Origin of the sequence: Brevundimonas sp. (assembly GCF_041919755.1) — a bacterium.
Taxonomy (GTDB): Bacteria; Pseudomonadota; Alphaproteobacteria; order Caulobacterales; family Caulobacteraceae; genus Brevundimonas.
On record NZ_JAYRTD010000002.1, the window covers coordinates 1 to 24495 of the forward strand.

Annotated in this window: 27 protein-coding genes; 11 read left to right on the forward strand and 16 right to left on the reverse strand. The window is 65.1% G+C overall.

Annotation, left to right across the window (positions count from 1 at the left end; all coding sequences use genetic code 11):
- Positions 1–103 (forward strand): hypothetical protein (locus ACE3TH_RS02745; RefSeq protein ID WP_374597933.1); only part of this gene is annotated, 103 nt, incomplete at its 5' end.
- A gap of 176 nt (positions 104–279) precedes the next feature.
- On the forward strand, positions 280–1584 hold the full coding sequence (locus ACE3TH_RS02750) for a UDP-glucose/GDP-mannose dehydrogenase family protein (protein WP_374597117.1): 1305 nt from the start codon (positions 280–282) through the stop codon (positions 1582–1584).
- Between the two features lie 54 nt (positions 1585–1638).
- Here the strand turns inward: ACE3TH_RS02750 and ACE3TH_RS02755 are convergent, their stop codons facing one another.
- A complete protein-coding gene (locus ACE3TH_RS02755) occupies positions 1639–2313 on the reverse strand; it encodes an OmpA family protein (RefSeq protein WP_374597119.1) in 675 nt (224 codons plus the stop codon).
- Positions 2314–2556: 243 nt separating this feature from the next.
- On the opposite strand from ACE3TH_RS02755, the gene ACE3TH_RS02760 reads away from it, so the two are divergent.
- Positions 2557–3468 carry an isopenicillin N synthase family dioxygenase gene (locus ACE3TH_RS02760; protein WP_374597935.1) on the forward strand — a complete coding sequence of 304 codons (912 nt, stop codon included), beginning with the start codon at positions 2557–2559 and terminating at the stop codon, positions 3466–3468.
- A gap of 92 nt (positions 3469–3560) precedes the next feature.
- Here the strand turns inward: ACE3TH_RS02760 and ACE3TH_RS02765 are convergent, their stop codons facing one another.
- The 7 genes from ACE3TH_RS02765 to ACE3TH_RS02795 form a co-directional block, all read right to left on the reverse strand.
- The gene (locus ACE3TH_RS02765) at positions 3561–5552 is read right to left on the reverse strand and encodes a pilus assembly protein TadG-related protein (RefSeq protein ID WP_374597121.1); all 1992 of its coding nucleotides are present in this window, start codon (positions 5550–5552) and stop codon (positions 3561–3563) included.
- A gap of 114 nt (positions 5553–5666) precedes the next feature.
- On the reverse strand, positions 5667–6374 hold the full coding sequence (mtgA, locus tag ACE3TH_RS02770) for a monofunctional biosynthetic peptidoglycan transglycosylase (protein ID WP_374597123.1): 708 nt from the start codon (positions 6372–6374) through the stop codon (positions 5667–5669).
- 45 nt (positions 6375–6419) lie between these two features.
- A complete protein-coding gene (locus ACE3TH_RS02775; protein ID WP_374597125.1) occupies positions 6420–7385 on the reverse strand; it encodes a WD40 repeat domain-containing protein in 966 nt (321 codons plus the stop codon).
- A 47-nt stretch (positions 7386–7432) separates the two neighbouring features.
- Complete coding sequence (locus ACE3TH_RS02780; RefSeq protein WP_374597127.1) at positions 7433–8113, reverse strand: SDR family NAD(P)-dependent oxidoreductase; 681 nt, start codon at positions 8111–8113, stop codon at positions 7433–7435.
- 14 nt (positions 8114–8127) lie between these two features.
- Positions 8128–9237 carry a GTP-binding protein gene (locus ACE3TH_RS02785; protein ID WP_374597129.1) on the reverse strand — a complete coding sequence of 370 codons (1110 nt, stop codon included), beginning with the start codon at positions 9235–9237 and terminating at the stop codon, positions 8128–8130.
- Positions 9238–9277: 40 nt separating this feature from the next.
- Complete coding sequence (locus tag ACE3TH_RS02790) at positions 9278–10135, reverse strand: cation diffusion facilitator family transporter (RefSeq protein ID WP_374597131.1); 858 nt, start codon at positions 10133–10135, stop codon at positions 9278–9280.
- Between the two features lie 130 nt (positions 10136–10265).
- The gene (locus ACE3TH_RS02795; RefSeq protein WP_374597133.1) at positions 10266–10925 is read right to left on the reverse strand and encodes a hypothetical protein; all 660 of its coding nucleotides are present in this window, start codon (positions 10923–10925) and stop codon (positions 10266–10268) included.
- A 203-nt stretch (positions 10926–11128) separates the two neighbouring features.
- Here ACE3TH_RS02795 and rplU point away from each other — a divergent pair, with 203 nt between their 5' ends.
- From rplU to ACE3TH_RS02810, 3 genes are all read left to right on the forward strand, one after another.
- A complete protein-coding gene (rplU, locus tag ACE3TH_RS02800) occupies positions 11129–11701 on the forward strand; it encodes a 50S ribosomal protein L21 (RefSeq protein WP_374597135.1) in 573 nt (190 codons plus the stop codon).
- 72 nt (positions 11702–11773) lie between these two features.
- Positions 11774–12058: a 50S ribosomal protein L27 gene (rpmA, locus tag ACE3TH_RS02805; protein ID WP_292175337.1), complete on the forward strand. Its 285-nt coding sequence runs from the start codon at positions 11774–11776 to the stop codon at positions 12056–12058.
- A gap of 163 nt (positions 12059–12221) precedes the next feature.
- A complete protein-coding gene (locus ACE3TH_RS02810) occupies positions 12222–12755 on the forward strand; it encodes a GNAT family N-acetyltransferase (protein WP_374597137.1) in 534 nt (177 codons plus the stop codon).
- 27 nt (positions 12756–12782) lie between these two features.
- On the opposite strand, the gene thrS is transcribed toward ACE3TH_RS02810, so the two are convergent.
- The 5 genes from thrS to ACE3TH_RS02835 form a co-directional block, all read right to left on the reverse strand.
- Entirely contained in the window at positions 12783–14711 is a 1929-nt protein-coding gene (gene thrS, locus ACE3TH_RS02815) for a threonine--tRNA ligase (RefSeq protein ID WP_374597139.1), read from the reverse strand.
- A 4-nt stretch (positions 14712–14715) separates the two neighbouring features.
- Entirely contained in the window at positions 14716–14958 is a 243-nt protein-coding gene (gene yidD, locus ACE3TH_RS02820; protein WP_374597141.1) for a membrane protein insertion efficiency factor YidD, read from the reverse strand.
- Positions 14959–15032: 74 nt separating this feature from the next.
- Positions 15033–15500: an iron-sulfur cluster assembly scaffold protein gene (locus ACE3TH_RS02825; protein WP_374597143.1), complete on the reverse strand. Its 468-nt coding sequence runs from the start codon at positions 15498–15500 to the stop codon at positions 15033–15035.
- Between the two features lie 46 nt (positions 15501–15546).
- On the reverse strand, positions 15547–16032 hold the full coding sequence (locus tag ACE3TH_RS02830; protein WP_374597145.1) for a GNAT family N-acetyltransferase: 486 nt from the start codon (positions 16030–16032) through the stop codon (positions 15547–15549).
- Positions 16033–16039: 7 nt separating this feature from the next.
- Entirely contained in the window at positions 16040–16858 is an 819-nt protein-coding gene (locus tag ACE3TH_RS02835; protein ID WP_374597147.1) for a tetratricopeptide repeat protein, read from the reverse strand.
- A gap of 93 nt (positions 16859–16951) precedes the next feature.
- Between ACE3TH_RS02835 and ACE3TH_RS02840 the strand changes: the two genes are divergently transcribed.
- The 5 genes from ACE3TH_RS02840 to ACE3TH_RS02860 all read left to right on the forward strand — a co-directional run bounded on the left by ACE3TH_RS02840 (position 16952) and on the right by ACE3TH_RS02860 (position 21856).
- Entirely contained in the window at positions 16952–18334 is a 1383-nt protein-coding gene (locus tag ACE3TH_RS02840; RefSeq protein ID WP_374597149.1) for a M17 family metallopeptidase, read from the forward strand.
- A gap of 86 nt (positions 18335–18420) precedes the next feature.
- Positions 18421–19206, forward strand: coding sequence for a C40 family peptidase (locus ACE3TH_RS02845; RefSeq protein ID WP_374597151.1), 786 nt, complete (start codon positions 18421–18423; stop codon positions 19204–19206).
- A 112-nt stretch (positions 19207–19318) separates the two neighbouring features.
- A complete protein-coding gene (gene hppD / locus ACE3TH_RS02850; protein ID WP_374597153.1) occupies positions 19319–20407 on the forward strand; it encodes a 4-hydroxyphenylpyruvate dioxygenase in 1089 nt (362 codons plus the stop codon).
- A complete protein-coding gene (locus ACE3TH_RS02855; RefSeq protein WP_374597155.1) occupies positions 20408–20593 on the forward strand; it encodes a hypothetical protein in 186 nt (61 codons plus the stop codon).
- Between the two features lie 111 nt (positions 20594–20704).
- The gene (locus ACE3TH_RS02860) at positions 20705–21856 is read left to right on the forward strand and encodes an N-acetyltransferase (protein ID WP_374597157.1); all 1152 of its coding nucleotides are present in this window, start codon (positions 20705–20707) and stop codon (positions 21854–21856) included.
- A 4-nt stretch (positions 21857–21860) separates the two neighbouring features.
- On the opposite strand, the gene mscL is transcribed toward ACE3TH_RS02860, so the two are convergent.
- The 3 genes from mscL to rpsA form a co-directional block, all read right to left on the reverse strand.
- Positions 21861–22280, reverse strand: coding sequence for a large-conductance mechanosensitive channel protein MscL (mscL, locus tag ACE3TH_RS02865; RefSeq protein ID WP_374597159.1), 420 nt, complete (start codon positions 22278–22280; stop codon positions 21861–21863).
- A gap of 15 nt (positions 22281–22295) precedes the next feature.
- On the reverse strand, positions 22296–22586 hold the full coding sequence (locus ACE3TH_RS02870) for an integration host factor subunit beta (RefSeq protein ID WP_374597161.1): 291 nt from the start codon (positions 22584–22586) through the stop codon (positions 22296–22298).
- Positions 22587–22769: 183 nt separating this feature from the next.
- Positions 22770–24476, reverse strand: coding sequence for a 30S ribosomal protein S1 (rpsA, locus tag ACE3TH_RS02875; RefSeq protein WP_374597163.1), 1707 nt, complete (start codon positions 24474–24476; stop codon positions 22770–22772).
- Positions 24477–24495: the final 19 nt, after the last annotated feature.

The window sequence follows — 24495 nt, forward strand, 5'->3', positions numbered from 1 at the left end:
CTCGCTGGACGGCAAGGGCGAAACCGCTCTGGCCCGCCCGACGGCTGACGGCGTGCGCGAGCCGCTGAACCGTCGCGCCACCATCGGCATCAACTTCCAGTAAGCCACAACGGACCGGGGCCCGTCGAAAGACAGGCCCCGGCTCCCGGCCTACCGGACAGTCGATCCACTCTACCCACCGCCCGCCCCCGGAAACGAGGGCGGGCGGTCTCGTTTGCGCGGGTGGTCAAAGGCCGCCGGCCTCGCTATTCCCCGCAGGTCTTCAGAGAGGGATATCCCATGCGCGTCGCCATGATCGGCACAGGCTATGTCGGCCTGGTCTCCGGGGCCTGTTTCGCCGACTTCGGCCACGAGGTGACCTGCGTCGACAAGGACGCCTCCAAGATCGAGCGGCTGGAGAAGGGCGAGATTCCGATCTTCGAGCCGGGTCTGGACGATCTGGTCGCGTCCAACGTGCGGGGAGGCCGCCTGTCCTTCGCTTTGGACGGGGCCGAGGCGATCCGGGCAGCAGACGCCGTCTTCATCGCCGTGGGCACGCCGTCCCGGCGGGGCGATGGCCACGCCGACCTATCCTATGTCTATGCCGCCGCGGAAGAGATCGCGGGCCTGATCGACGGCTTCACGGTCGTGGTCACCAAGTCGACCGTGCCGGTCGGCACAGGCGACAAGATCGAGCGCATCATCCGCGAGCGCCGCCCCGAAGCGGATTTCGCGGTGGTCTCCAATCCTGAGTTCCTGCGTGAAGGGGCCGCCATCGAGGATTTCAAGCGGCCCGACCGCGTCGTCGTCGGTACGAATGACGAGCGCGCGCAGGCGGTCATGCGCGAGCTGTATCGCCCGCTGAACCTGAACGAGACGCCGATTCTGTTCACCGGGCGGCGCACGTCCGAACTCACGAAATATGCGGCTAATGCCTTTCTGGCGATGAAGATCACCTTCATCAACGAGATGGCTGACCTGTGCGAGGCGGTCGGGGCAGACGTCCAGCAGGTCGCGCGCGGCATCGGTCTGGACAAGCGGATCGGGTCGAAATTCCTGCATGCGGGCCCCGGCTATGGCGGCTCCTGCTTTCCCAAGGATACCCTGGCCTTGGTGCGGACCGCGACCGATGCCGGCACGCCGGTTCGCCTGATCGAGACCACCGTCAGCATCAACGACGATCGCAAGAAGGCGATGGCCGATCGGGTGGCCAAGGCGCTGGACAGCGATCTGAAGGGCAAGACGGTCGCCCTGCTGGGCCTGACATTCAAGCCGAACACCGACGACATGCGCGATGCCCCCTCGCTGGACGTCGCACCGGCCCTGATGGCGGCGGGCGCGACGGTCCAGGCCTTCGATCCGGAAGGCATGCACGAGGCGTCCAAGCTGCTGGACGGCGTCGTCTTCAAGGACGGGCCTTACGATGCGGTGGCCGGAGCCGATGCCGTGGTCATCCTGACGGAATGGGATCAGTTCCGGGCGCTGGATCTGGACCGGATCAAGCTGCTGCTCAAACAGCCGGTCATGGTCGACCTGAGGAACGTCTATCGACCCGACGACATGCGGGCGCGCGGCTTCCGCTACGCCTCCATCGGACGGGCATAGATAAAGGCGGCTCCGCCAAGGAGCCGCCTTCATCTTGTCAGCCTAAATGGTTGATCAGCCGCGGAACGGGCGGATCAGGATTTCGACGCGGCGGTTCTGGGCCTTGCCCGAGGCCGTGCCGTTGTCGGCGATCGGCTGGCTCTCGCCGCGACCGTCGACGAAGAAGCGGTCCGCCAGAACGCCGCGATCGACGAGGTAGCGGGCCACCGAAGATGCACGCTGGCGCGACAGGTTCAGATTATAGTCGTCGGCCCCGTCGGAATCGGCGTGACCGATGATGTCGATGGTCGACTGGTCATAGCGCTGCAGCACGGCCGCCACATCATCCAGAGTCGCATAGAAGCTGGAGTTTACCGACGACTGGTTGGAGGCGAAGGTCACGTCCGACGGCATGCGCAGGATGAGATTGTCACCTTGGCGGGCCACGCCGACACCGGTTCCGGACAGTTCGGCTTCCAGCGCGCGCTGCTGGCGATCCATGTACTGGCCGACTGCCGCACCGCCCAAGGCACCGATGCCAGCGCCGATCAGGGCGTTCTTGCGGCCTTCCTCGGAGTTGGAAGTGTTGGTCAAATAGCCCAGCAGAGCGCCGCCCAGGGCCCCGGCGATCACGCCCGTGCCGGTGTTGTTGCGACGCGGGGTCGAGCTGTAGGGATCGGTCGTGGTGCAGGCGGCGGTGGCCATGATGGCCGAGAGGCTGACGGCCGAGATGAAAAGTTTGACGCGCATGAAGCTTGTCCTTTCTGGGAGACGATTGGCGCTGGAACGCAGGCCTCACGGTGAAGGTTCCAGCCTGTACGGCCCATGAACGCGACGGGTGGGCGTTTGGTCACGCCGCCCCGACTTTGCCAATCGCAGGGTTCAAGGCGTAAGGACATCGCAATCCTGTTCCAGAAGGTTTCCGCCGTGACGACATCGACCGCCGAAGGCACCAGCCCCTCCACCGCCGCCCGTGGCATCGAGCCGGTCTCGATGACGCTCTACGACACCGACTTTCAGGCCTTCGCTGACAAGCTGGGCGGATCGTTCAAACGCTATGGCTTTGCCGTCGTGTCCGACCACGGACTGGACGAAGCGGTGATCGAGGCGGCCATCGACGACGCCAAGGCCTTCTTCGCCCTGCCGGAAGAGGTAAAGGGTCAGTATCATCAGCCGGGAACAGGCGGCGCACGTGGCCTGACCCCCTTTGGCGTCGAGGCGGCCAAGGGGGCGGCGACGGTCGACCTGAAGGAGTTCTGGCACGTCGGGCGCGAACTGCCCGAGGGGCATCCCTACCGCCAGTATATGCGCGACAACGTCTGGCCGACCGAGGTCGAGGGCTTCCGCGAGCACCTGTACGGCATGTTCACGGCGATGGACCAGCTTGGGGCTAAGATCCTGCGGGCCATCGCTCGATACATGAACCTTGGCGACGACTTCTTTGCCGACAAGGTCCAGCTGGGCAACTCCATCCTGCGCATGCTGCACTATCCGCCGGTGCCCGCAGGTGCGTCAGGCGTGCGGGCCGGGGCGCATGAGGACATCAACGTCATCACCCTGCTGCTGGGTGCTGAGGAGGCCGGGCTGCAGCTGAAGGATGCGGACGGCCAGTGGCTGGACATCGCGCCGCCCCCGGGCGCTCTTGTGGTCAATATCGGCGACATGCTGCAACGGCTGACCAACCACGTCCTGCCGTCGACCAGCCACCGGGTGATCAATCCGGCACCGGAACGGGCCAGCTACGCCCGCTATTCGACGCCCTTCTTCCTGCACTTCAACCCGGACTTCGTGATCGAAAGCCTGCCCTCGACCGTGACCCCGGACAACCCCGACCGCTATGCCGGCAAGGCGATCATGGCCGAGGATTTCCTGACCGAGCGGCTGAAGGAAATCCGGCTCATCTAGGGCGCTAACGCACGGGACGCGGGCCCGTGCTGCTTGAGCGCTCGGGTTACCGCGCGAGCATTAACGCGCGCGCCTTCGGCGCCTTGCCGTCGTCAGCGGGAAATCCGCAGCTGGCTGATGCTCCGGCCGATGGCGGCAAACGCCGTCTGAAGCGAGGCACCGTTGCTGGGCAGATAGACGTGACTGGCGTCGGTGGCGCACTGCTCCATGACTTCCTTGGCCGTGTCCACGCCGGCACCACCGTTGCTGGTGCCGATGTCGAAGCCGACGGTATAGACGATGATGTTGCGGGACTTCATGGCGTTGCACATCGTCACGGCTTGAGCGAACGGGTTGCCATTGGTGGCTGCGCAGTTGATGTGTTGTGTCGTAGAACCACTGCCGGAAACCGCCCCCGCCACCACGCCGTTGCAATAGGGCGTGTTAAACTCGCCATCGGTCATGATGATCACCACTTTGAGCAGGCTGTTGTCTGTCGAGTAGGGATCAGGTCGATTGGCCGCAGGGAATATGCTGCCGAATGTCGGCGACACCATATACCACCCCCAGCCAACACCAACCTGACCTGCAGTAGAGCCAACAGCAGCGTAACCATTGATCTGATTGTGCAGGACGTCGCGGCTGTCGGTCAGCGGCTGAATCGTCGAAGCCAAGCAGGGATTATCCGTTGACGCATAGGCCCGCCCGACAAGCGCCGTCGACGCCGAGGCATCGGTGTAGGCATTGGCCCCGGTACGCTCACTGACACATGAGCGACCCTGCCCATCAACGATCGGACGTATACGCCAGTGGTTATTGGATAGGTTCTGGAAGAGGAACTGAGAACATCCTTGCTCTAGGCACTGGATCGTGCCCCCGGACGAGTAGTTGGAGACGTTCGGACCGATGCGACCATTCAGCGAGACTGTGTTGTTGGACCGTTTGGTGACCGTCGTGAACAGGTTGCTCTGGGCTGTCGTGCTTGTCCGTCCGTCGTCGAGGGCGTTGTTGATTTCAGTCATGCCGTTCACACCGCGGATGCTGACATCCTGGCCGGTTTCGAGGCCATGATTGGCAGAAGTGATTACCACTTCACAGGTCGAAACCTGACATTTGCGGAAGATGCCGCTTCCAGCGTAGTTCTTGGTGCCGGTCGTGTTTACGGCGGACCAGGTGCCTGAGTTCTCCAGAGTGAAGGTATTGGTCGTGACATTGGCCACGCGATAAGCCTTGTTGTTCAGCAGGGTCGTCAGATCCGTGCCGGATGTCCCCGACTGGGTGACGCCGCTGATCCAGACGAAGTCCCCGTTGGTCAGGCCGTGATTGGCGGAAGTGATGACACCGGGGTTGGCTTTCGACACCGCGCTGAAGCTTTTGGCAGACCAGCCGTTGCTCATCCAAGAGGCACCGCTGATGCTTGTGGGTCCCTTGGGTGTGCCGCGTACCGTGTCGATGTAGGTGCCCGGATTGACGCCCATCGAATAAGGCACAAGAGCCATGCGGGTGCGGTTGATGTTCTGCTGATCCTGAACGACAAGATCGACCAGGCTGTTGGCGGCGGACTTCAGGTCGCGCAGGCGATTTCCGCTCATCGACCCGGTCACGTCTAGGACCAGAGATACCTCAATGTCTTTCGTCGAGCGGTTGACTTCGGAATGCACGCCGACGGGCAGTTCGTCGTCAAGAACCTGACCGTAGGGCGGCAGAACGATATTGGCGATGAGGGTCTGGACGTTTACGCGTGCATCAGCGACGACGATCTCATCGTCCACGAGGACGAAAGTGGTTTCTTCCTCCAACAAGCTCATGGTGGGTTGCGTCGCCAGATTGGCCCGCAAGGCATCCATTCCAACACGCTGGATGTCGGCTGCGGCCGTATAGGGAGAGCGGGCGGCTGCCAGTGCGGCGGCGTCGAGCGCGTCCTGCAAACCCACCTTGGCCGTGGATACGCGGTTTATGTCGATAGCTCCGACGACGACCATCAGCAGGACCGGGAGCGACAGGCCAAACAGCATGGCAATATTGCCGCTCGTATCGCGAGCAAAATCCCTAAGTGAGGTCGTCACCGCCTGAGCGGCCGCATGCAGGCGCTGCTGAAGTTTCATGACCGTCTCTTCGTCGATCGCGGCAAGGCTGGCCGTCTAACTGACGAGGTATCGCCAAATCCGGTTAAAAATCGTCCTACGGCATAGGTTAACGAACGCGGGTCTGCGATGCCTTCATCCCAGCACGCAGGACGCCAGCCCCTCGTTACGGACGGTTCCCATGGCCGACTGGATACGCCCGCCCCGACGACGCACATAGGGTCCGGGTGAGGCCGCCTGATAGCGGCGGGGCGAGGGAAGAATGGCCGCCAGTCGCGCGGCCTCGCGGTTGGTCAGGGCGTCGGCATCCTTGCCGAACCAGTGCTGCGACGCCGCCTGCGCGCCATAGACGCCCGGGGCCCATTCGGCGACGTTCAGATAGACCTCCATGATGCGACGCTTGCCCCACAGGGTTTCGATCATCAGGGTGTAGCCGGCCTCCAGCCCCTTGCGCACCCAGTCGCGACCCGGCCACAGAAAGACGTTTTTGGCCGTCTGCTGGCTGATGGTCGAGCCGCCGCGGATGCGGTCGCGACCGCGCTCCTCGTTGCGGGCATTGTCACGCATGGCCTTTTCGATCGCCTCGACGTCAAAGCCAAAGTGATCGCAGAAGCCTGCGTCCTCCGCCGCGATCACCGCCTCGACCAGACGCGGGGAAATGTCATCCAGCGATCGCCAGCGGTAGTCGATGCCCGACCCGGAGACCGCGCGCGAGCTCATCAGAAAGGTCATCGGTGGAGGCACGATGCGCAACAAGGCCACGCTCAGAACGCCGAGCAGAGCCAGCAGACCCAGGATCGTCAGGATGGGCCGTCTTTTGCGAGGGGTGCCGGTTGCCGCCATGTCCGGAGGGTGGCGCGACGGCTTGCGACAGGCAAGCGTCCTTGGTCAGATGACGACGACGCCCGCGTTGCCATCCTCGTCCGCCCACGCCGCGCGTGTGGCATCGCGGCTCATGGCCAGGGCCACGATGGGCGAGCCCTTTTCGGCCTTCAACATGTTCAGCCCCAGCGCCGCCGGGTCGGCCAGCCAGACGCGCCCGTCGTTCAGCCCGGCGGCCAGCAGGCTGTGCCCGACCTGCGAAGCGACCTGGGTGACCAGACTGCCCTCGTCGTAGCCGATCTCGGTGGCCTCGCGCCCCATCGGTCCGTTGGCTCCGATGAAGGGCCACAAGACGGCGCCTTGTGCACCTGAGGTCGCCATTAGACTGCCCTTGGACAGAAAGCTGACGCTGCGGATCTTGGCGGGATAACCGCCCATGCGGAGATCCTTGGCATCCTTCAGCCGCCAGCCGTGCAGCTGGCTGTCCTGCATGGCCGTGATGACGAAGGCTCCGTCCGGCGAAAAGGTCACCGAGGTGTGCGAACCGGCCCACTTCAGTAAGGTCGGCTTCTGGTCCGCGATCCGCGCATACCACAGACAGGCCCCGCCGTAGGTCGAGGTGGCGATGCGTCGACCCTTGGGATCGAAGGCCACGCCCGACACCGTCCGCTCATGCACAAAGTCGCGGCGAAAACCGGCGTCTTTCGCATCGATGACGCTGAGCGTCCTTCCGGCCGAAAAGGCGATCAGGCCGGTGTCGGCAGCGCAATCGATGGCATCCACCCACTGGCCGCTGGCCGCATTGGCCAGCAGGCCCGCCTCGCCCCGCCGATGCCAGACGACGCGCCCGTCATCGCCGCCTGTAACGATGCCGTCGCCGGACGGATGAACGGAGGCACAAAGGATGGCCCCGTCATGGGCGGCGTTGAACTCGCCGCTGTCGAACCGCACCGAACCATCGCCCAGAGCGAAGATGGCACCGGTGGCATCGAACAAGGCGGCGGTGACCTGGGCATCGAAGGTGGTTGTCATGGGCACGGTCTAGAGGAGGTGCGAGGCCGCTGGCTAGTCTGCTTGCCCTACCAGGCGATCTCGCGCCCGCTGTAGTCGACGAAGTGGTGAGTGTGGGCACCGTGATGGGCGGCCAGCTGGTCGGCGATGCCGGTCACGCTGGTGTCCACGTCGATGTCGGCCCCGGCACCGCCCATGTCGGTCTTCACCCAGCCGGGATGGATCGACAGGACCGTGACGCCCGCCTCCTTGGCCGACCCGATCCACAAGGAGCGGGCCAGGCTGTTCTGTGCCGTCTTGGAGGCGCGATAGACCTCCATGCCGCCGCTCTCGTTTTCGGCGATCGAGCCCATGATGCTGGACATGAAGGCCAGGATTCCGGTGTCGCGGCGGACCTTGCCGATCAGGGCGTGGGCCAGACGGACGGGGCCGAAGACATTGGCCTGCATGATCTGGTTCAGTTCGTCGGCCGAGGCGGTGACCACGCTCTTCGGGCCCGAGATGCCGGCGTTGATGAAGGCGATGTCGAGGTCGGCCGGCAAATCCTTGGCCAGCCGGGCGATGTCGTCATCCGAGGTGACGTCCAGATGGTGCAGGGTCAGCCGCTCGGAACCGGGCAGGGCCTTCAGCTCCGCCTCGTCCGCGGCCTTGCGCACCGTGGCGATGACATCGAAGCCGCGCTTCAGATGCTCGGCGACGAGACCAAGGCCCAGGCCGCGCGACGCGCCGACGATCAGTATGGTTTTCATGTCTGTGTCCTTGCTCATGCCGCGCAGGCCTCGAACCCGGCCTTGAGGGCGGCCTCGTCCAGATCCCGGCCGATGAAGACGGCGCGGGACCAGCGGCGTTCGTTGGCCCCCCATTCGCGCTGAAGATCGCCCTCCAGGATCATATGGACAGCTTGGAAGACCAAACGGCGATCCTCGCCCTCGACGTCGATGATGCCCTTGGCGCGCAGGATGTTCTGGCCCTGCGTCCCTAGCAACTGATCCAGCCAGGCGGTGAACTTTGCGCCGTTAACAGGGCGATCCAGTGACAGGGAGATGCCCTTGATGTCGTCCTGGTGGGCGTGGCCGCGCGCACCGGACGCATGGGTGTGCTCGCGGTCGTGAGCATGGTCGTGCCCGTGGTGATCGTGGTCATGATGGTGATCATGCCCGCAGTGCTCGTCGTGGACATGGCCCTCTTCGCCATGCGCCGGATTGGCGAACTGGGGATTGATGTCGAGGATCCGCTCCAGATCGAACCCGCCCAGACCCAGCACCTGATCCAGCGGCACATTGGCCCGTTCGGCGCGGGTGATGGGGGCCAGAGGGTTCAGGGCGCGCAGACGACGCTCGACCTCGGCCAGCTCAGCCGGTGTCGCCAGGTCGACCTTGTTCAGGATGATGCGGTCGGCAAACGCGACCTGTTCACGGGCTTCCTTTGAATCGTCCAGACGCGCCATGACGTGTCTGGCATCGACCAGGGCTGTGACGCTGTCCAGCGCGGTCTTGGCCTTGACGTCCTCGTCGACGAAGAAGGTCTGGGCCACCGGGCCGGGGTCGGCCAGGCCGGTCGTCTCAACGATGATGGCGTCAAAGGCGGGCTTGCCGGGGCGTTGCCGTTTCATCAGACCAGCGACGACGCGGATCAGGTCGCCGCGCACCGTGCAGCAGACGCAGCCGTTGTTCATCTCGAACACATCCTCGTCGGCTCCGACGACGAGATCGTTGTCGATGCCGATCTCGCCGAACTCATTGACGATGACGGCGTAACGCTTGCCGTGGTCCTCGGTCAGGATGCGGTTCAGAAGCGTGGTCTTGCCCGCTCCGAGATAGCCGGTGAGGACGGTGACGGGGATCTTGGCGTTGGTGGCGGTGGTATCGGTCATGGGCCGCTAGATGGAGGCTGGGCGGCCGGATGGGAAGGGGTCAGCAGTCCGGGCAGTCGGGCAGGGCGCCGCTCTCAAGCTGTAGCGTCGTGTGACCGATCGAGAAGCGGGTGCGGGCGAGGGCCTGGGCTTCGCACAGCAGGGCGTCTGCGTCAGGACGGTCGTGGACCAGATGGGCGGTCAGGGCCGTCTCGGTCGTGGACAGGCCCCAGACATGCAGGTCGTGCACGGCTGTGACGCCTGGAAGGGCCAGAAGCCCTGCGCGGATGGCGGCGACGTCCACGCCGCGCGGGGCGGCGTCCAGGGCCAGGTTGACGCTGTCCTTCAGCAGGCCCCAGGTCCCGATCAGGATCAGAACCACGATGGCGATGCTGACCAGGGGATCGAGAATCGACCAGTTCGTCACCAGCATGATCGCCCCGACCACGACGACGCCCAGCGACACCGCGGCATCGGCCATCATGTGCAGATAGGCTCCGCGCACGTTCAGGTCCTTGTGCTGGTCCTTCATGAACAGCAGGGCGGTGCCCAGATTGATGAAGAAGCCGATGCCGGCCACCACCATGACGGTGGTCGAGCCGACAGGGGCCGGGTCGTTCAAGCGGCGCACAGCCTCGAAGGCGATGGCTCCGCAGGCGAAGATCAGCAGAAGCGCATTGAACAGGGCGGCCGGGACTGTGGCCTTGCCGAAGCCGTAGGTGCGGTGGCTGGCCGACGCACGACGCGCCAGCCAGGCGGCCCCTCCGGCCATGGCCAGACCCAGGACATCCGACAGGTTATGGCCGGCATCGGCCATCAGGGCGGTGGACTGGCTGATCACGCCCGCCCCGAACTCGACCGCCACGAAGGCCAGATTGACCAGCAGGCCGACGGCATAGCGCCAGTCGCCGGTATTCACCGGTCCGTGGTGGTGCCCGCCGATGCCGTGAGAATGGCCGTGCCCATGATCGTGTCCATGGTCGTGGCTGTGCCCGTGGTGATGGTCTTGGGGATGAGCGTGGTCATGGGCCATGACGCTCTCCTTAATCCTAGTGATGGTGCGTCGCCACCAGAACGCCGATCAGGATCAGCGACAGACCCAGGGCCGCGCCTTCATAGCGGGCCCAGCGCTCCAGCCGCAGGATGGAATAACCCGCGCGCGCCAGGGCGGTGAAGGCCGCCATGCCCGCGACCGTGCCGATCGCGAAGACGGCGGTCAGGGCCGCCAGCACGGCGAACCCCTGTGTGGCTTGCGATAGGTAAAATGGCAGCAGCACTTCGCCCGGCGAAATGGCCAGGGTCGCGACTAGGCCGATGAAGGCGGCGCGGTGCGACACCGACGGCTCGGCGAACTCCATCGGCGGGCCGCCGGCCAAGGCGGGGCGTTTCACAAGCGCGCGCACCAGATAGAAGGCTCCGAACGCGAACAGCAGGCCCGCCGAAACCCAGGGCAGTACGCCGCCGATCCAGCGATCCAGCGCGAGGCCTGCCATCACGATCAGGCTGCCGACCACGGCGGTGGTGACGATATGGGCCAGGCCTGCGGTGACGACCGCGCTCATGACCTGGGCTAGGCTCCAGCGCTGGGCGCGACCGACCAGGACGAACGGCAGCCAGTGCGTCGGCAGGGCCGCATGCAGGAAGGCCGTCGCCAGCCCGGCCCCAAGGACGGACAGCAGGATGGGTTGCTGGAGATCGGACGGCGTCATCGCAGCCTTCCTATCGTGTTACTTTATAACAGTCGAGGGGGTGGGGCAGATTTTCTGGACATGGGCACACATAGTCCGCAATCCCTGACTTTCCCGGCCTTCGGCGTTGACTCGCAAGGTCCCTTCCGTATATGTCGCCGCTCTTCGCCCGAGGGGTCTCCTTCGGGCGCTATCTTTTTTTGCGTTTACGCTGAGGCTCCAACATGTACGCGGTGATCAAGACCGGCGGAAAACAGTACCGGGTTCAACCGGGCGACGTCATCGTTGTCGAGAAGATCGATGGCGAGGCCGGCGCGTCGGTGTCGCTGGGCGACGTCCTGATGTTGGGTGGCGACAAGGGCATCACCCTGGGTGCGCCGCTGATCGCGGGTGCCGCGGTCGCCGCGACCCTGGTCGAGACCCGCAAGGGCGAGAAGATCAAGATCTTCAAGAAGACCCGCCGTCAGGGCTATCGCCGCACCAACGGCCACCGCCAGATGGAATCGGTCCTGCGCATCACCGGCATCGACGGTGCAGGCGAGAACGCCAAGTGGGACGGCGAGACTTCGCTGATGACCAAGGCCGAGATGAACCTGCGTGCCCGCGGCCTGGCCCCGCGTACGGAAGAGACCGAAGTCGAAGCCAAGCCCGCCAAGAAGGCCGCCGCCCCCAAGGCCGCGCCGAAGGCCGAGGCCGCCGCGACCGAGGACAAGCCTGCCGCCAAGAAGGCTCCGGCCAAGAAGGCCGCGCCCAAGACCGAAGCCGCTCCGGCCGCTGACAAGACCGACGAAGCGTAAGAACAACAGAGTTTGAAGCGCGCTCAAGTCGCCGACAGGCGATAGCGCACTAAAGAAAGACGGAGCAGACCTATGGCTCACAAGAAATCCGGTGGTTCGTCGCGTAACGGTCGCGACTCCGAGTCGAAACGCCTGGGCGTGAAGCGCTTCGGCGGCGAGCATGTGCTGGCCGGCAACATTATCGTGCGTCAGCGCGGCACCCAGTTCCACCCCGGTGAGAACATGGGAATCGGTCGCGACCACACCCTGTTCGCCAAGGCCACGGGCGCCGTGAAGTTCACCACCAAACGCGGTGGCCGTTGTTACGTGTCGATTCTCCCGGCCAACGATGACCAGCAGGCGATGGCCGCCGAGTAACGCGAGACTGGATCACACCGGATCGCGTTGCTCACCACAGCAGCCGATCTGGACCAGGGAAGTTTTCCGCGGGGAGTCTGGATCACCAGGCTCCCCGTTTGCGTTCCCCGCCTCGAGCCGCCCGAGCCCTCCAAAGGGGGCGGCATGATCGAAGGCGACGCCGATGTGCGTGATCGAAACCACCCCCGTTCTGGAGACGCGGCGTCTGACGCTGCGCAGTCCGAACCCCCAGGATGTCGGCCGTCTGGCCAATCTGGCCAATGACCCGGACATCGCGCGGATGACCCTGCGCATGCCGCATCCCTACTCCAGCGCCGATGCCGAGGACTTCATCCTGGCCGTGGCCGGGCAGGACCCGAAGCGGGCCGCGACCTTCCTGATCGAGCATGAGGACCACGGGCCCGTGGGCGTCATCGGCCTGTTCGAGGATCGGGATCCGGCACCGGAGGTCGGCTACTGGATCGGGCGTCCGTACTGGGGCCGGGGGTATGCGACCGAGGCGCTGAACGGTGCCCTGGTCTGGGCGTCCAAGCGCTGGAAGCGGCGCGCCCTGATGGCCGGCCATTTCGCCGACAACCCCGCCTCCGGACGGGTGCTGGAGAAGGCAGGCTTTCTTTATACCGGCGAGGTCCGCAAGGGGTTCAGCCTGGCGCGGGGTGCTGTGACGGACACCCGGCGAATGGTCTGGCTGGCCTGAAGAATCGACTGTCAGGCCAGCCTGATATCACCTGTTTGAGCGCAGATCGGGCGGGGTCGCTTCCTCAGTCAGCATGCGGATGGCCTCCTCGACCGAGACCACGGTCTGGGCCTGCGAGCCCAGGCGGCGGATGGCGACCTGGCCCTGTTCGGCCTCCTGACGACCGACGACGGCGATGACCGGCACCTTGCCGACCGAGTGCTCGCGCACCTTGTAGCCGACCTTCTCGTTGCGCAGATCGGTCTCGACACGCAGGCCCGAAGCCCGGAACTTCGCCGCCACCTCTTCGGCATAGCCGTCGGCGTCAGACGTGATGGTCGCCACCACCGCCTGCACGGGAGCGAGCCACAGCGGGAAGGCCCCGGCGTAGTTCTCGATCATGATGCCGATGAAGCGCTCGAACGACCCCAGGATCGCCCGGTGCAGCATCACCGGCCGGTGCTTCTGGCCGTCTTCGGCGATGTAGGTGGCATTCAGCCGCTCTGGCAGGACATAATCCAGCTGGATCGTGCCGCAGGTCCATTCGCGGCCGATGGCGTCCTTGACGATGAAGTCCAGCTTGGGCGCATAAAACGCCCCGTCGCCCTCGGTCACGACCGGCTCGGTCCCGGCGGCGCGCGCCGCCTCGGCCATCAGGTTCTCGGCCTTGTCCCAGAATTCGTCGGTGCCGGCCCGGTTCTCGGGACGCGTGCCCAGGCTGATATAGGCTGTCTCCATGCCAAGGTCGGCGTGGACGCTGCGGGCCAGTTTGATGAACTCGGCCGTCTCCTCGACGATCTGGTCCTCGCGGCAGAAGATATGGGCGTCGTCCTGGGTGAAGCCGCGTACCCGCATCAGGCCGTGCAGCGACCCCGACGGCTCATAGCGGTGGCAGGCCCCGAACTCGGCCATGCGCAGCGGCAACTCGCGATAGGACCGCTGGCCCTGATCGAAGATCTGGACGTGGCCGGGGCAGTTCATCGGCTTGAGCGACAGCTCCTCGCCCTCGACGGTTTCGCAGACGAACATATTGGGCCGATACTTGTCCCAGTGGCCGCTCTGTTCCCAGAATTTGCGGTCCAGCACCTGGGGCGTCTTGACCTCGACATAGCCGGCGGCGTCCAGCCTACGGCGCATATAGGCTTCCAGCACACGCCACAGGACCCAGCCCTTGGGATGCCAGAAGACCATGCCCCGACCCTCTTCCTGCATGTGGAAGAGCTCCATCGCCTTGCCGACCTTGCGATGGTCGCGCTTCTCGGCCTCTTCCAGTCGCTGCAAATAGGCGTCCAGGTCCTCCTTGGTCGCCCAGGCGGTGCCGTAGATGCGCTGCAGCTGCTCGCGATTGCTGTCGCCCCGCCAGTAAGCCCCGGCCAGCTTGGTCAGTTTGAAGGCCTTGCCGACATGGCGGGTCGAGGGAAAGTGCGGCCCTCGGCACAGATCGATCCAATCACCTTGGCGATACAGGGTGATGGTCTCGGTGGCCGGCAGGTCGCGGATCAGCTCGGCCTTGAACTTTTCCCCGCGCGCTTCGAAGAATGTGATGGCCTCGTCGCGGTCCCAGACCTCGCGCTCGAACTTGGCGTCGCGATCCACGATCTTCGCCATCTCCTTTTCGATGGCGGCGAAGTCGTCGGTCGAGAAGGGCGTCTCGCGGAAGAAGTCGTAATAGAAGCCGTCGTCGATGGCCGGGCCGATGGTGACCTGTGTTCCGGGGAACAGCTTTTGCACGGCCTCGGCCAGGACGTGGGCCGTGTCGTGACGGATGGTGTAAAGGGCGGCCGGGTCATCGCGCATGATCAGTCGGAAAGAGCCGCTCGTTTCCAGCACACGATCCATGTCGCGCTGCTCGCCGTTCAACTCGGCCAGCACGGCCTTCTTGGCCAGCGAGGGCGAGATGGACGCGGCTACATCGCGGGCGGTCGATCCGGCCGGATATTCGCGGGCAGCACCGTCGGGGAATCTCAGTTCGATCATCGCATCAGTCTTTTATGGGCGGTACCGGGTCATAACCCGATGATCCGAAAGGGTGGCATTTGCAAAGGCGTCTGACCGTCAGCCATCCCCCCTTGATCGGTCCGTGCTGGATCAGCGCGTCGCGACCATAGTCGGAACAGGTCGGCATGAACCGGCACTGTTGCCCGATCAGGGGGGACAGCGTCAGCTTGTAGCCCCGATGGGCCGCGCGGACGCCGCGTTCGTAGAGGGTGGGGCCTGTCGCCATGTCGAGCTGCTTATCTCGCGTCAGGGCGAGTGGAGCAACCGGGCGTGAGACCAGACGTGACCGGCGTCGGACCCTCAGGCCGCGCCGGCGAGGCTAGTTCGTGTGGAAGCCTGGCGCGCGGCCTCCAGCGTCGCCTCGACGGCAACCAGGGTGGAGGCATGACGGGCGGGATAGTCGGCGACCTGTTTCAACACGCGCAGCCCCTCGAAGCGCCCGGTCGGACCTTCCCCGCCGGATTTCAGCATGGCGACCATGGCGTCGCGAGCGGCCTCGATCTCGTCGCTGCTGGCCCCGATGATGCTCTCGCCCAAGACGCCCGCCGCCGCCTGACCGAGGGCACAGGCCTTGATGTCCTGGGCGAAGGCGACGACGCGGTCAGTGTCGTCCAGAATGACATCGACAATGGCGCGCGAGCCGCACAGCTTGGCGATCTTCTCGCCGGTGCCGAAACGCGCATCGGGGGAGGGCTCGGGCAGCCGTCCGCTGCGGGGCAGGTTCGCCGCCAGCGTCAGTATCCGCGTGCTGTAGAGCGCGTCGATCATTCGAAGAATATAGGGGTTGGAATGCGGGGCGGGAACTGGGTTGCCGTCACACTAAAGATGACAGAGCCTTTTCCATCTCGAAACGATCAAGGATTTGATCGCCGATGGTGACCGTTTCGGGCCGAACAATCCTGAACCCCATGGCGCTAAACGCGGGTTGAGCTTTCAAACTCGCATGTACCCATAGCCGACCTTCGTCGGCATTTATCGCTTGCGACTCCACCAGCTTGTAGAGTCGCTTGAACAGCCCCGTCCCTTGCGCTTCTGGCCGGATATAGGCGAAGTCGATGTATCCTGACTCAGCCAGGCTCATAAATCCCAGAATAGCACTGTCCCGCTCTGCAACGACGATGGCTTGCCGATCCAGACGCTTGAACCAATTGGAGCCATTTCGTGGTTGGGGCACCCATGCCGAACGTTGTGCTTCGCTGTAGGGGCTGTCGCCATTGCGGACGGCGTCGAACATCACCTCGCCGAGACGCGTATAGTCGTCAGGCTCCGCCCAGCGGAGTTGCGTCCAGTCTGCTGTCATGGGGTGGTCAACCGCCCTGAAGCGAGCCCCAGGTACGCGAGGCATCAGCGGTCGTGGCACCGGAGCGGGCGCGCAGCCAGGCCAGGTTGCGGTCGGCGGCCTCGGGTGGCAGGTCGCGACGCAGCATCTGCTCCGCCTCGGCCATATTGCCGTTCAGACCCAGGACCATGGCCAAGTTCAGCCGCACCTTCAGCGAGGCGCTGGGCTGGGCCACGGCGCGGCGCAACAGCGGCTCGGCTGAACGGGTGTCGCCCTGGGTCATGGAGGCCATGGCCATATTGCTCAGCACATCCGGATTATCGGGCGACAGGGCCAAGGCCTGTGCCCAGGCGGCGCGGGCGTCGTCGGGACGGCGCACCTGCTCATAGGCCGTGCCCAGCAGGGACCAGGATCGCCAGTCGCTCGGGCGGCTATCGCGCGCCTTCTCCAGATCGGCGATGCCATAAAAGGCCTGGCCCCGCGCGATATGGGCGCGACCGGATTCCAGCATGGCGTCGATGTTGGCCGGTTGCACCAGCAGAACCCTCTGGGCCATCTCGGCCGCCTGATCGAAGCGACCCAGTTCGCGCAGGGCCTGGGCCGCCTTGACCCCGGCTTCGGGGTCCATCGGGTTGATCTCGGCCTGATCGGTCCAGAAGACCTGACGGCTGAGGGCATCGGAACGGTCGTAGGCGGCGCGTTCCTGGGCCGTGGCGGGCTGGCGCGGCGTGGCGGCGGGCGCAGACGTCTCCGGGGTCGCCTGCTGGGCCCAGGCGGTTCCGGACAGCGCGATCAGAAAGCACGCGACGGAGGCGGCGGTTGCGATGCGGGCGCGGGTGGGCGACATGGAGGACGCTCCGTTGAAGGTCGAGGCTCAAGACTCGGCGTTTCGCGTCAACTCTTGGTTAAGATCGGTCCTCCGGGCCGGAAAGGCCGCTGAATGTCCGTGCTGCATCCCGATGTCCTGACCCACGATACGGAGGGCGCGCTGCCCGTTCGCCTGGTGGGGCGCGGTCAGGCGCTGTCGGGCCGTGAGGCAACATGGGCCGCGACGCACGAATTCACCGGGAAGGCTGGACAGTTGCTTATGCTGCCAGGCGCAGACGGGGTCTTGGCCGGCGCTCTGTTTGGGACGGGTGATCGCTTCGATCCGGCCTCCATACGCGGGCTGGCCGTGCGTCTGCCTGCCGGGCTCTGGCGTTTGGAAGGCGTGGCCGACGATCAGGCGGCACGGGCAGCTCAGTCGTTCGCATTAGGGGGCTATCGGTTTGACCGCTACAAGGCGCGACCGGCATCGGGTGCGCGCTTGTCGGTATCGGCATCCGTCGATGTCGAAGCGTTGTCGCGCATTGCCTCGGCCTGTGCCCTGGCGCGCGAGATGATCGACACGCCTGCCGCCGATATGGGGCCGCTGCAGATCGAGACCGTCGCGCGTGAAATCGCCGAGGCGCACGGAGCCGCAATCACGGTCACGACGGGCCAGGCGCTGCTGGAGGAGAACTATCCGGCGGTTCATGCCGTGGGTCGCGCCGCAACGGTTCAGCGGGCCCCGCGTGTGATCGAGATCGTCTGGAATCTGGACCGGACCGACTTGCCAATGGTGGCCTTGGTCGGCAAGGGCGTGGTCTTCGACACGGGCGGGCTGGATATCAAGTCCGCCGCCGGCATGCGTAATATGAAGAAGGATATGGGCGGCGCGGCCCATGCCCTGGCGCTGGGAAGGCTGGTCATGCAGGCGGGCCTGGCCGTGCGACTGTTCGTGCTCGTCGCCGCGGTCGAGAATGCGGTGTCGGCCGATGCCTTCCGCCCCGGCGACATCCTGAACAGCCGCAAGGGTCTTACAATCGAGATCGGCAATACGGATGCGGAGGGGCGGCTGATCCTCGCCGATGTGCTTACCCGCGCCTCTGAACATTCGCCAGACCTGACGCTGGACTTCGCGACCCTGACCGGCGCGGCCCGCATTGCGCTAGGGCCGGACTTGCCGCCGCTTTACACTGACGACGAGGCCTTGGCAGCGGACCTACTCGCGGCGGCGTCGGCCGTCGGCGATCCGATGTGGCGTATGCCGCTGTGGCCTGGCTATGTCGCCGCGCTCGATACCGAGATCGCGGACGTCAAGAACGACAGCTCGGCCTGGGCCCAGGCCGGTTCGGTCACCGCCGCCCTGTTCCTGCAGAAGTTCGCGCCGACGACCGGGGCCTGGGCGCACATGGACATCTTCGCCTGGAATCCCCGTGCCCGCCCCGGCTGGCCCGAGGGCGGAGAGGCGCAGGCGATGCGGGCGTGTTTCGAGATGCTCTCCCGGCGCTATGTCCCGTAGACGAAAGCGCCCCATTCCGGCCTTGATCCGTTAACGGCCTTTTCGCCTTCGTCTCTCAGTATGCAGGTTCAACGGACGGACCCAGTTTGACCGCAACCGCAACCAGCCTCGACCCCAGAACCACGCTTGCCCGGCCCGATCTGGCCGAACAGGCGCTGGAAGGCATCGTGCGTGCCAAGGCCTTCAGGGCCGTGCAGCCGATGCGCTGCGTCGTGGCTGTGGCCGACATCCGGGCCGCCCCTGGTTCGACTGAGGGTCGCGTCGATCAGATCATCTTCGGTGAAGCCTTCGATGTTCTGGACGTCCAGGGCGACCGCGCTTGGGGCAAGGCGCGACGCGATGGCGTAGTGGGCTGGATCGCGAGAGCCGCGCTGGAGGAGGGGGCTCCTCTGGCCGAGGCCGTTGTAACCTCCGTATCCGCCGACCTGCCCCTGAATGCCCTGGTCGGCAAAGAGAACGGTATGGGTGCGTCCGCGCCCACAGGCGTTTTCGCGGCCGATCCCGTCGATGTGGCCGAGCGGCTGATTGGCGTTCCGCACCTTCTCGGCGGCCGCTCGTCGCAGGGCACCGATTGCTGTGGCCTAATCCAGCAGGCGCTCTATGCCTGCGGTCTGGCCGCACCACGCTATGCCGATCAGCAGGCTGAATTGGGCGAGGCCGTCGATGCGGCCTCCGCACGTCGCGGCGATCTGGCGATCTGGATCAAGGTCGACGAGACGCCTTGGCGCGGACATTCGGCGTTCGTGCTGGACGACGGACGGGTGCTGCACGCTACCGAGCATCACGGCGAGGTGGTCATCGAGCCGATGTCCGAGGCCGCCGCACGCTGTGCCGCCGATGGCTTCTCCCTACCGATCTATCGGCGTCTGTAGGTGACCCCACCAAAGCGTGAGGCGTCGACGCCTTGGCTTTGAAGGCGCAGGTCATTAGGTTCCGCCCCGTCAGCGGCGAGCATACGTCGCGCCCCCAATCAGGAGACGGCCCATGACCGACGCAAAGCAGATCGATCTGGACAACCCCCTCGGCGTCGACGGCTTCGAGTTCGTAGAGTTCACCGGCCCGAACGGGGCCGAGATGGTTTCCAAGCTGGAGCTGATGGGCTTCACCCAGACGCATGTGAACCCAAAGACCGACGTGGTCCGCCTGAAACAGGGCGATATCAGCTTCCTGGTCCATCGTTCCGACAAGGTCGGTCAGGCCGCCGAGTTCGCGCGTGACCACGGCCCGTCCGCCAACGGCATGGCCTTCCGCACCGCTGACGCCAAGGCCGCCTATGAAGGCGCTCTGACTCGCGGAGCCCGCGCTGCCGAGGGCGTGGCCGGTGGCGCGCTGGGCGACGACTATCCCTATATCCTGCAAGGCATTGGTGGCTCGCTGCTGTACGTCGTCGATCAGTATGGCGAGAAAGGCTCGCTGTACGACGGCTGGGACGAGATCGAGGGCTGGGAAGAGGCCGAGCGCAAGAATTCCTTCGGCCTCGAGATCCTGGACCACCTGACCCACAACGTCCGTCGCGGCGAGATGCGGACCTGGTCCGGCTTCTACAACTCGGTCTTCAACTTCGAGGAGCAGAAGTATTTCGACATCAAGGGCAAGGCGACCGGCCTGTTCAGCCAGGCGATGATTGCGCCCGATCGCGCCATCCGTATTCCCCTGAACGAAAGCCAGGACGACAACTCCCAGATCGAGGAATATCTGCGCCGCTATAATGGCGAAGGCATCCAGCATATCGCCCTGACGACCGAGGACATCTTCGCCACCGTCGAGGCCATGAAGGCCAATGGTGTCCAGTTCCAGGACACTATCGAGACCTATTTCGAACTGATCGACAAACGCCTGCCCAACCATGGGCATGACGTGGAGCGGATGCGCAAGAACCGCATCCTGATCGACGGTTCCGACGAGGAGGGCCTGCTGTTGCAGATCTTCACCCAGGACACCTTCGGCCCGATCTTCTTCGAAATCATCCAGCGCAAGGGCAACGAGGGCTTCGGCAACGGCAATTTCCAGGCCTTGTTCGACTCCATCGAGCTGGACCAGATCCGTCGCGGCGTGATCAAGGTCGATGCCTGAATGAAGGGGCCGCCACCCGGCTGGCTACCCTGGCTGGGGCCGCCCCTGGCGGGGATCGGAGCGGGACTGACCGGGGCGTTGCTGCAGGCCGGTTTCTGGCCCGCTCTGGCCGGGGCGCTGGTCCTCGGCGCGGTGCCGACGATCATCCATCGCCTTTGGAAACGCGCCTACGAACGCAACGTCTGATGCGCGTTCAGGTTGTGTAAAAAATAATCCAGGATAGTCTCTCTGGCGCGGCTCATGCAGGGCTGCGCCTGTATGGGCAGGTCAGGCCCAAAATGAGACGGAGTGCTGGTCGTGTCGATCCGGGCGGTCACAAAGGCCGACTATCCCGCCATACAGGCCCTGCATAAGGGCGTGGGCTGGCCGACGCGATCGCTGGCGGGCTGGCGCTGGCTGCACGGCAATCCCGCACGGGCCGAGATCGACGCTGTCGCCGGCTGGGTGGTGGACGGGCCTGACGGCCAGCCTGCGGCCCATGTCGGCAATCTGATCCATCGCTTTCGCCTCGACGACCGCACGCTACATGCCGCGACAGGGTTTTCCATCATCGCCTCGCCCAAGGTGCGCGGCGTGGCCCACCGGATCATCCGCACCTTCCTGGCCCAGCCCGACGTCTTCGCCGCCTACACCTTCAATGCCAATCCCAAGTCACAGCCCCTGTATGGGCGGCTGGGCATGCGGCCCTGGCCGGAACAGACTCATGCGCTGAAGCTGAGCTGGCGGATGGACTTCCCCGCCCTGGCGATGGGGCGCGGCCTGCGCCAGCTGTACCGGTTTGCGCCGGACATGGTCGTGCGCATGGGTGAGCAACTGATGAATGACCGCCTGGGACGGGTGCCGCGCCTGCGTCTGCCACCCGGGGTGTCGATCCTCAGCCGGATCGGCGAGGGTTCGCCGTACGACCGGTTCCAGCAGGCCCTGGACCGCGAGGGGCGTCTGCTGGCCGACCGCAGCCCGGCGATGATGAAGTGGAGGTTGTCGGATCCCGACATGACGACGCCGCCCCTGCTGCTGGCTTTCCGACGCGGCGACGTCATCACCGGCTATGCGATGGCCCAGATGGCCAAGTCCAATGTCATCGAAGTGCCCGTGCTGGAGATCATCGATCTGGAGGCGCTGGCCTGGGACGACGAAGCCATACCGGCCCTGATGGGGGCACTGACGACGGCGGCGCGGCCTATGGGGGCGGCCAAGGTGCGGATGCAGGTGGTCAGTCCCCAGATGCTGACGCGCCTGGGCGACTGGGCACACACCGCTGCCCGCGAAGGCGGATGGGGTCATTGCCACATCCGGTTCGCCGAAGATGCGCCGCCGCCCGAGCTGTGGTCGCCGACACCGTTCGATTCCGACTACGCCGTCTGCCTGCGACCATTGCCCCTGGGGGATCAGGTCGGGAAGCGCGTACGTTCGTGGGTGCCGGTGTCGTCCAGTCCCTCGCGCGCCTGACGGATTAGTTCAGCGGACGCGATTTCAGGGCGTCACGAATCTCCGTCAGCAGCGCCTCGGTCGTGGTCGGAGCGGCAGGCTCGGCCGGCGCCTCCGCCTGTTTGCGACGCAGCTTGTTGATCGCCTTGACCACCAGAAAGATCACGAAAGACACGATCAGGAACTGGATAAGGGTGTTGATGAAGGCCCCATACTGGATGGCGACCTTCTCGATCTCTTCGGTCGCGGGATTTTCGGCGACCAGCACCCATTCCAGATTGCTGAAATCGACCTTGCCCAGCAGCAGACCGATCGGCGGCATCACCACCTGCTCGACCAGGCTGGTGACGATCTTGCCGAAGGCCGCACCGATGATGACGCCGACCGCCAGATCGACGACGTTGCCGCGCGAGATGAATTCCTTGAACTCGGTGCCGATGCTCATGGGGGATCCTTTGGTCTAGGCGTCGCCGGACGCGTTCAGCCGCTCGCGCAGCTCCTTGCCGCTCTTGAAGAAGGGTACAGCCTTGGCGGGGACGTCCACGGCCTCGCCGGTGCGGGGGTTGCGGCCGGCGCGCGCGGGACGGCTGCGAACCGAAAAGGCACCAAAGCCGCGCAGTTCGACACGGCCGGCCGAACCCAGCGAATCCACCATCCGGCCCAGGACGATGTTCACCACCCGCTCAACCTCGGCATGGGTCAGATGCGTGTTCTCAGCGGCGAGTTTCTCAATCAGCTCGGATTTGATCACGGCTAGGCCCCCGCCTCAGTCTGTGGATCGGACCGCTCGAGCGGGCCAAGTCGATCATTAGTCACAACAATACTCCCGATGGGAAGGGGCGGACACGAAAAAGGCGGCGGGATCGCTCCCGCCGCCTCGTTCTTTTTCGGCTTAACGCTCGGGCCGAGGGCCCTCGCTGCTCGATGCCGTGTCTTAGTCCTTGGAGCCGGCCTTTTCGCGGAGAGCCGCACCCAGGATGTCGCCCAGCGAGGCACCGGAATCCGACGAGCCGAACTGGTCGATGGCTTCCTGTTCGTCCTTCATTTCCAGGGCCTTGATCGACACGGAGACGCGGCGCGAGGCCTTGTCGATGCCCGTGACCATGGCGTCCACGCGGTCGCCGACCGAGAAGCGCTCGGTGCGCTGCTCGTTGCGGTCGCGCGACAGGTCCGACTTGCGGATGAAGGAGGTGACCGGTGCGTCATCCTCGCCGAACTTGACTTCCAGGCCGCCCGTTTCGACCGCCGTCACGGTGACGGTGACCTGCTGGCCCTTCTTGTAGGTGTCGCCTTCGCCGATCGGATCGCCGCCCAGCTGCTTGATGCCCAGCGAGACGCGCTCCTTTTCGACGTCGACGTCCAGGACCTTGGCCTTGACGGTTTCGCCCTTGCGGTAGCGCTGGATGGCTTCTTCGCCCGAGACGTTCCAGTCCAGGTCGGACAGGTGCACCATGCCGTCGATATCGTTGTCCAGGCCGATGAACAGGCCGAACTCGGTGGCGTTCTTGACTTCACCCTCAACGGTCGAGCCGATCGGATTGGCGGCCACGAAGGCATCCCACGGATTGTCCTGAGCCTGCTTGAGGCCCAGCGAGATGCGGCGCTTGGAGGCGTCGACATCCAGAACCACGACATCGACTTCCTGCGAGGTCGAGACGATCTTGCCGGGGTGGACGTTCTTCTTGGTCCAGGACATTTCCGAGACGTGCACCAGGCCCTCGACACCGGCTTCCAGCTCCACGAAGGCGCCGTAGTCGGTGATGTTGGTGATGCGGCCGCTCATCTTGGCACCGACGGGGTATTTGGCTTCCACGCCGTCCCACGGGTCGGTCTGCAGCTGCTTCATGCCCAGGCTGATGCGCTGGGTGTCCGGATTGATCTTGACCACCTGCACCTTGACGGTGTCGCCGACGGCCAGAACCTGGCTCGGGTGCGAGACGCGCTTCCAGCTCATGTCGGTGACGTGCAGCAGGCCGTCGATGCCGCCCAGGTCCACGAAGGCGCCGTAGTCGGTGATGTTCTTGACGACGCCGTCGCGGACTTCACCCTCTTGCAGCTGGCCGACCAGCTCCGTGCGCTGTTCGGCGCGGGCTTCTTCCAGGATGGCGCGGCGCGAGACGACGATGTTGCCGCGCGGACGGTCCATTTTCAGGATGGCGAAAGGCTGTTCCTTGCCCATCAGCGGACCGACGTCGCGCACCGGGCGGATGTCGACCTGCGAACCGGGCAGGAAGGCCGAAGCTCCACCCAGATCGACGGTGAAGCCGCCCTTGACGCGGCCGATGATGGCACCGTTGACCGGCTGACCCTCGGCGAACACGCCTTCCAGACGGGTCCAGGCCTCTTCGCGGCGAGCCTTGTCGCGGCTGATGACAGCCTCACCCAGAGCGTTCTCGACGCGCTCCAGATAGACTTCGACGTTGTCGCCGACCTTGGGGATCACGGCGCCTTCGCCGATGCCGAACTCGCGGGCCGGGATCCGACCTTCGGTCTTCAGACCGACGTCGATGATCAGGATGTCCTTTTCCATGCCGACAACGCGGCCGTGGACGACCTGGCCTTCGCCGAGGTCGCGGCCGCCCAGGGTTTCGTCGAGCAGCGAGGCGAAGTCGTCGCGGGAGGGGGAGAGGGTATCAGTCATGCAGGGATGCGGCTTCTAA

Coding starts and splice junctions, on each gene's coding strand:
- ACE3TH_RS02750 (WP_374597117.1), top strand. CDS start 280: ATGCGCGTCGCCATGATCGGCACAGGCTATGTCGGCCTGGTCTCCGGG.
- ACE3TH_RS02755 (WP_374597119.1), bottom strand. CDS start 2,313: ATGCGCGTCAAACTTTTCATCTCGGCCGTCAGCCTCTCGGCCATCATG.
- ACE3TH_RS02760 (WP_374597935.1), top strand. CDS start 2,557: ATGACGCTCTACGACACCGACTTTCAGGCCTTCGCTGACAAGCTGGGC.
- ACE3TH_RS02765 (WP_374597121.1), bottom strand. CDS start 5,552: ATGAAACTTCAGCAGCGCCTGCATGCGGCCGCTCAGGCGGTGACGACC.
- mtgA (WP_374597123.1), bottom strand. CDS start 6,374: ATGGCGGCAACCGGCACCCCTCGCAAAAGACGGCCCATCCTGACGATC.
- ACE3TH_RS02775 (WP_374597125.1), bottom strand. CDS start 7,385: ATGACAACCACCTTCGATGCCCAGGTCACCGCCGCCTTGTTCGATGCC.
- ACE3TH_RS02780 (WP_374597127.1), bottom strand. CDS start 8,113: ATGAAAACCATACTGATCGTCGGCGCGTCGCGCGGCCTGGGCCTTGGT.
- ACE3TH_RS02785 (WP_374597129.1), bottom strand. CDS start 9,237: ATGACCGATACCACCGCCACCAACGCCAAGATCCCCGTCACCGTCCTC.
- ACE3TH_RS02795 (WP_374597133.1), bottom strand. CDS start 10,925: ATGACGCCGTCCGATCTCCAGCAACCCATCCTGCTGTCCGTCCTTGGG.
- rplU (WP_374597135.1), top strand. CDS start 11,129: ATGTACGCGGTGATCAAGACCGGCGGAAAACAGTACCGGGTTCAACCG.
- rpmA (WP_292175337.1), top strand. CDS start 11,774: ATGGCTCACAAGAAATCCGGTGGTTCGTCGCGTAACGGTCGCGACTCC.
- ACE3TH_RS02810 (WP_374597137.1), top strand. CDS start 12,222: ATGTGCGTGATCGAAACCACCCCCGTTCTGGAGACGCGGCGTCTGACG.
- thrS (WP_374597139.1), bottom strand. CDS start 14,711: ATGATCGAACTGAGATTCCCCGACGGTGCTGCCCGCGAATATCCGGCC.
- yidD (WP_374597141.1), bottom strand. CDS start 14,958: ATGGCGACAGGCCCCACCCTCTACGAACGCGGCGTCCGCGCGGCCCAT.
- ACE3TH_RS02825 (WP_374597143.1), bottom strand. CDS start 15,500: ATGATCGACGCGCTCTACAGCACGCGGATACTGACGCTGGCGGCGAAC.
- ACE3TH_RS02830 (WP_374597145.1), bottom strand. CDS start 16,032: ATGACAGCAGACTGGACGCAACTCCGCTGGGCGGAGCCTGACGACTAT.
- ACE3TH_RS02835 (WP_374597147.1), bottom strand. CDS start 16,858: ATGTCGCCCACCCGCGCCCGCATCGCAACCGCCGCCTCCGTCGCGTGC.
- ACE3TH_RS02840 (WP_374597149.1), top strand. CDS start 16,952: ATGTCCGTGCTGCATCCCGATGTCCTGACCCACGATACGGAGGGCGCG.
- hppD (WP_374597153.1), top strand. CDS start 19,319: ATGACCGACGCAAAGCAGATCGATCTGGACAACCCCCTCGGCGTCGAC.
- ACE3TH_RS02855 (WP_374597155.1), top strand. CDS start 20,408: ATGAAGGGGCCGCCACCCGGCTGGCTACCCTGGCTGGGGCCGCCCCTG.
- mscL (WP_374597159.1), bottom strand. CDS start 22,280: ATGAGCATCGGCACCGAGTTCAAGGAATTCATCTCGCGCGGCAACGTC.
- rpsA (WP_374597163.1), bottom strand. CDS start 24,476: ATGACTGATACCCTCTCCCCCTCCCGCGACGACTTCGCCTCGCTGCTC.